Annotated in this window: 5 protein-coding genes and 2 pseudogenes; 4 read left to right on the top strand and 3 right to left on the bottom strand. The window is 71.2% G+C overall.

What is annotated here, in order from left to right; genetic code table 11:
• A pseudogene (locus tag DQP56_RS25660) lies at window positions 1-457 on the top strand (hypothetical protein); the annotation flags it as partial.
• A 69-nt stretch (window positions 458-526) separates the two neighbouring features.
• Entirely contained in the window at window positions 527-1309 is a 783-nt protein-coding gene (locus tag DQP56_RS22375) for an SDR family NAD(P)-dependent oxidoreductase (RefSeq protein ID WP_112689160.1), read from the top strand.
• On the opposite strand, the gene DQP56_RS22380 is transcribed toward DQP56_RS22375, so the two are convergent.
• A complete protein-coding gene (locus tag DQP56_RS22380) occupies window positions 1290-2633 on the bottom strand; it encodes a L,D-transpeptidase (RefSeq protein WP_234825790.1) in 1344 nt (447 codons plus the stop codon). The genes DQP56_RS22375 and DQP56_RS22380 overlap by 20 nt on opposite strands.
• Window positions 2634-2645: 12 nt before the next feature.
• Window positions 2646-3704 carry a UDP-N-acetylmuramate dehydrogenase gene (locus DQP56_RS22385; protein WP_112689164.1) on the bottom strand — a complete coding sequence of 353 codons (1059 nt, stop codon included), beginning with the start codon at window positions 3702-3704 and terminating at the stop codon, window positions 2646-2648.
• Window positions 3705-3730: 26 nt separating this feature from the next.
• Here DQP56_RS22385 and DQP56_RS22390 point away from each other — a divergent pair, with 26 nt between their 5' ends.
• Together DQP56_RS22390 and DQP56_RS22395 are read left to right on the top strand one after the other, a co-directional pair.
• Window positions 3731-4252, top strand: a complete 522-nt coding sequence (locus DQP56_RS22390; RefSeq protein WP_112689166.1) for a DUF2505 domain-containing protein — start codon at window positions 3731-3733, stop codon at window positions 4250-4252.
• A gap of 9 nt (window positions 4253-4261) precedes the next feature.
• Window positions 4262-5086 carry a carbon-nitrogen hydrolase family protein gene (locus DQP56_RS22395; RefSeq protein ID WP_112689168.1) on the top strand — a complete coding sequence of 275 codons (825 nt, stop codon included), beginning with the start codon at window positions 4262-4264 and terminating at the stop codon, window positions 5084-5086.
• Between the two features lie 197 nt (window positions 5087-5283).
• On the opposite strand, the pseudogene DQP56_RS22400 reads toward DQP56_RS22395, so the two are convergent.
• Window positions 5284-5380: pseudogene (locus DQP56_RS22400) on the bottom strand (sugar ABC transporter permease); the annotation flags it as partial.

Raw genomic sequence — 5380 nt, forward strand, 5'->3', positions numbered from 1 at the left:
CACCGGCGGTGCCGGCGGGGACGGCGGCCAAGGCGGTACCGGAGGGGAGAACTCGGTCACCGGCTCGGCTCCGGTCGTCGCCGGGGACGGCGGTCAGGGCGGCAACGGCGGCAACGGCGGAGCGGGAACCCTGCACAACGGTGACGGCGGCAACGGAGGTTCCGGCGGCCGCGGCGGTGGGAGCGCCGCCGGCTCCGACTCCTCGGCGACCAGTGGCTACGGCGGTGACGGCGGTCGCGGTGGCGACGGCGGCGACGCAGGTTCGGGAAGCGGAGCGGCCGGTGCCGGCGGTGACGGCGGTCGCGGTGGTAACGGCGGTGATAATTTCGCGTCCGTGCCCCTGGCGTCCGTCATTAGCATCGGCGAGCCGGGGCACGATGGGCACCCCGCTGCCGGCGAAGCCGGCGGAAGCGGCGGAAGCGGCGGGCATGGTCCTCCGCCGGTAGCCGCGCCCTAGTACCAACGGGTGAGCCGGCTCACGTCGAGCGGGGTTGAGCATCACCCGCGGGCTCCTAGAGTTGGAGCAATGACGCAATCTCATCAGCAAGCCGCGCAACGAATCGCCGTGGTCACCGGGGCCAGCTCGGGGATTGGTGAGGCGACCGCGAGAACCCTTGCTGGGCAAGGCTTTCACGTGATCGCCGTGGCTCGTCGCGCTGACCTGATCACCGCGTTGGCCGAGGAGATCGGCGGCACCGCGGTCGTGGCCGACGTCTCCGATCAGGCCGCGGTCGCCGCGCTGGCCGAGGAGTGCGACCGGGTCTGCGACTCACTCTCGGGCTCGATCAACGTGCTGGTCAACAACGCCGGCGGCGCCCTGGGCCTGGCCCCGGTCAGCGAAGCGGACCTCGAGCACTGGCGGTGGATGTGGGAGACCAACGTGTTGGGCACGCTGCAGGTGACCCGCGCGCTGCTACCGGGGCTGATCGCCTCCGGCGACGGCCTGATCGTCACCGTCACCTCGATCGCGGCCTTCGAGATCTACGACGGCGGCGCCGGTTACACCGCCGCCAAACACGCCCAGAGTGCGCTGCACCGCACACTGCGGGGCGAGTTGTTGGGAAAACCGGTGCGGCTCACCGAGATCGCCCCCGGCATGGTGGAAACGGAGTTCTCGCTGGTGCGCTTCGACGGTGATCGCGAGCGCGCCGACGCGGTGTATGCGGGCTTGACCCCATTGACGGCCGCCGACATCGCCGACGTGATCGGGTTCGTGGCCTCCCGTCCCCCGCACGTCGACCTGGACCAGATCGTGATCCGCCCGCGCGACCAAGCCTCAGCCACCAGGGCTATCCGCCGGGACGGGTAGTCGCCGGCGCCCTCGTCGTCGGTGTCGTGGGGGTACCCGACAGCGTCGGGGCGTCGGTCGGGGTGGCCGGTGCGGTGCTGGGCAGCGAGGTGCGCGGTGCCCCGGAAGTCGACGGGCCCGACAGCGCGGACATTGAGACCCAGGTGTCCCAGTCCACCGCCCAGTCCCAGATGTCGCCGTCGGAGTAGGACAGCTGGATTGAACTGCCGGTCACCTCGACCGGGTCGCCGTAGATGGCGCTGTGGAAGTACTGCTCGGCGTCCTCGGTCGACAAGTTGATACACCCGTTGGTGACGTTGGTGTTGCCCTGGGCCCCCGCGCTGGCCGGGTTGGCGTGAATGAACTCGCCGTTGTTGGAGATCCGGACCGCCCACCGCTCATGGATGTTGTGGTAGCCGGCGGCCGGGTTGGACATGTAGAAGTCGGCGTATTTCTCGGTGACCACGTGGATGCCGTTGCGCGTCACGTTGCGGGCCTGGTCGCCTTCGCCGTAGCTGCACGGGAAATCCATGATGACGCCCTCGTCGCGCACCACCTGGATGCGGTGCGAGGAGACCTCGGCCTTCACCACCTGACGGCGGCCGATCGAGAATTGCAGCGACATGTCCTGGGCGCCGTAGGCGCCGTCGCCGAATGCCAGGCCGTAGAGCTTGGCGTCGACGTTGACCGTGGTGCCGGCCGGGAAGTAGTCGCGGCTGCGCCAGTGCACCCGGGCGCCCTGCACCTCGTCGGGCAGCCAGGCCCAACTGCCCTCCACCGGCGGCTCGGTGGTGATGGTCAGGGCCCGCTCGACGGCCGCCTTGTCGCTGATCGGCCCGTCGAACTGCAGGATCACCGGCGCCGCGACGCCGACCGTCTGCCCGTCGGCCAACTGGAAGCCGCCGTCGATGATCGCACTCGGGGTCACCGTGGTGACCGTGCCGGCGACCGGCACGGCGTTGCCGTCGTGGCCCACCACCGACCCGCTCCAGGTGTAGACGGCGTCATAGCCCAACGGTTCGGTGACGGTGTAGCGGGTGCGGTCCCGGTTGAAGGTTCCGCTGAGCACTTTGCCGGCCGGGCTGGTCAGCGCCACCCGCTGGAACCAGCCGTCGGAGACCGTGACCGTGACCTCGGCGGTCGGCAGCACGTCGGTCTGGCCGACGGAGGGTTCGAAGGACAGGGCGGGCGCCGCCGGCGGCGCGTTGTCGGCGCTGTTGCCGGCCCGGCCGAAACAACCCGCCAGCGCCTGCGGCGCCAGCACACCGGCCGCCAGCGCAGCCAGAGCCTTCCGCCGGGTCACGTTCACGCCATCCCAAGATACCGGCCGGAACCGCCTGACCACCTGCGATGTTGATTACAGCGCGCAACCCACCAGCACCGGCTCCGGGTGCAAGACGATGCCGAACGCGTCGTGGACCCCGTCGCGCACGGTGCGCGCCAGGCTCAGCACGTCACCGGTGGTCGCCCCGCCCCGGTTGGTCAGCGCCAGGGCATGCTTGCTGGACAGTCGCGCGACGGCACCCTCGCCCGGGTAGCCCTTGCCGAATCCGGCGCGCTCCACCAGCCAGCCGGCCGCCAGCTTCACCCCGGCGGGCGCGTCCCAGTGCGGAACCGGGCCGGCCTGAGATTCAGCGATCTGACGGTAGGAATCATGGGGCACAACGGGATTGGTGAAGAACGAGCCCACACTCCAGGTGTCGTGGTCAGCCGCGTCGAGCACCATGCCTTTGGCGGACCGCAGCGCGAGCACCGCGGCACGTACCTCGGCCGGGTCAGCACGGTCGCCGTCACCGGCGCCCAGCGCAGTGGCCAGCTCGCCGTAGCGCAGCGGCGCGCTGCGCCCGGCGGGGTCGAGCTCGAATTCCACCTCCAGCACCACGGCGGCATCCGAGTGCTTCAGCACGCTGGTGCGGTAGCCGAAGTTCAACTCCGCGGGCGGTGTCCAGCGCACGCTGCCGGTGCTGCGGTCCAGCAACAGCACCCGGGTCAAGGTGTCGGCGACCTCCGCGCCGTAAGCCCCGACGTTCTGCACCGGGGTGGCCCCGGCCGATCCGGGGATACCCGACAGGCATTCCAGCCCGCCCAGCCCGGCGGTGACGGCGGCGGCGACCACGTCGTCCCAGACCGCACCTGCCTGCGCCCGCAGCAGATTGCCGTCGATCTCGATGGCGTCGCTGGCCAGCAGCACCACGGTCAGGTCGGTCAGGTCATCGGCGATCACCACATTGGAACCGCCGGACAGCAGCAGCGGGCGGACGCCGTCGCGGTCCAGGGCGCCCAGGGTCGCCACGATCTGCTCGGTATCGGCGCAGCGGATGACGCGTCGGGCGACCGGCCCGACCCGCAGGGTGGTCAACGGCGCCAACGGCACCGCCTCGGCGACACGCGCGCCCGCGAACTCAGAACCCGCCACGGCCGGTAACGGTAGCCTGACCAGCTATGCCGCGTACATTCACGCTCTCCGCGCACTATCCGGCGGGCGTCGAACAGCTGTATGCCGCATTCGCCGAGGAGCGGTACTGGCTGGCCCGACTCGCCGATTCCGGCGCCGACACGGTGGCGCTGGACTCGATGGCCGTCGACGCCGACGGCGGTGTCGACGTGGTCACCACGCAGGGCATTCACCGGGACAAGCTGCCCGCGCTGGCGGCGCAGTTCCACCCCGGCGACCTGAATGTGACACGCCACGAGAGGTGGCGCCCGGTGCGTGACGGCAGGGCGCGCGCGGAGGTCACCGGCAAGATCGTCGGCGCACCGGCCAAGCTGTCCGGGGAGGCGGCGCTCGAACCGGCCGGCGGGGGCTGTGAGCTGACGCTGACGGCGACGGTGCAGGTCGACATCCCGCTGGTGGGCGGCAAGATCGAAAGCTTCATCGGCGCCCAGCTGGCCGAGCTGGTGGCCGCCGAGCAACGGTTCACCTCGACGTGGCTGCGCCACGGCGGCGCGCCCCGGCCGGAATAAGCTGGCGTCATGCGGATTGCGTGTGCGCAGCTTCTGAGCGGCACCGACCCGGCCGCCAACCTGGAGCTGGTGGCCGACTACACCGAGCGCGCCGCCGGACAGGGCGCGCAGCTGGTGCTGTTCCCGGAAGCCGCGATGTGCCGGTTCGGAGTGCCGCTGGGCCCGGTCGCCGAACCGCTCGACGGACCCTGGGCAACCCGGGTGCGCGAGATCGCCGACCGGGCCGGCGTCACCGTCATCGCGGGGATGTTCACCCCAGCCGACGACGGGCGGGTCAGAAACACGCTGCTGGCCACCGGGCCCGGAACCGACGCGCACTATCACAAGATTCACCTGTACGACGCGTTCGGTTTCACCGAATCGCGCACGGTCGCACCGGGGTTCGATCCGGTAGTGATCGACGTCGAGGGCGTGGGCGTCGGCCTGTCCACCTGCTATGACATCCGGTTCCCGGCGCTGTACACCGACCTCGCCGACCGCGGTGCGCAGCTGATCGCGGTGTGCGCGTCGTGGGGGGCGGGGCCAGGGAAACTGCGGCAGTGGGAACTGCTGGCGTGCGCCCGGGCGCTGGACTCCACCAGCTACGTCGCCGCAGTCGGGCAGGCCTTTCCCGGCGCCGACGCCCCGGCAGATTCCTCCGGCGCACCGACCGGGGTGGGTCACAGCCTGGTCGCCTCCCCGTGGGGTGAGGCGGTGGCGTCGGCCGAGGCGGCCCCGCAGCTGTTGGTCTGCGACATCGACCTCGACGTGGTCACCACGGCGCGCCGAACGCTGGCCGTGTTGAGCAACCGTGCCGACTTCGTTCAGGTCGGTAAGGCAGAATCGCGCGGATGAGCAATCCGCCCGGACCTCCCCACGGTGACCAGTCACCTTGGGCGCGCCCCAGCGGCCAGCCCGAGCAGCAGCCCGGCCAGGGCAAACCCCCGCCCCCGCCGGAGCCGTCCGCCTCACCGACCCGGCAGATGCCGGTCGGCGGGCAGCGCGACGAACCCACCACCCGGATTCCCAGCGCGCCCGCCGCGCCCGCGCCGCCGCCACACGCTGACCAGGCACAGCGATGCCATCGCCCAGTGCGGCTCGGTGCGCCACGGCACCGGCGAAACACCGGACCAGCCGAGCATGATGTTG

The sequence above is a fragment of the Mycolicibacter senuensis genome, assembly GCF_003284925.1.
Taxonomy (GTDB): domain Bacteria; phylum Actinomycetota; class Actinomycetes; order Mycobacteriales; family Mycobacteriaceae; genus Mycobacterium; species Mycobacterium algericum_A.

Excerpts from the sequence above, each read along its gene's own strand:
- DQP56_RS22395 (WP_112689168.1), top strand. The coding sequence starts at position 4,262 with ATGCGGATTGCGTGTGCGCAGCTTCTGAGCGGCACCGACCCGGCCGCC.
- DQP56_RS22390 (WP_112689166.1), top strand. The coding sequence starts at position 3,731 with ATGCCGCGTACATTCACGCTCTCCGCGCACTATCCGGCGGGCGTCGAA.
- DQP56_RS22375 (WP_112689160.1), top strand. The coding sequence starts at position 527 with ATGACGCAATCTCATCAGCAAGCCGCGCAACGAATCGCCGTGGTCACC.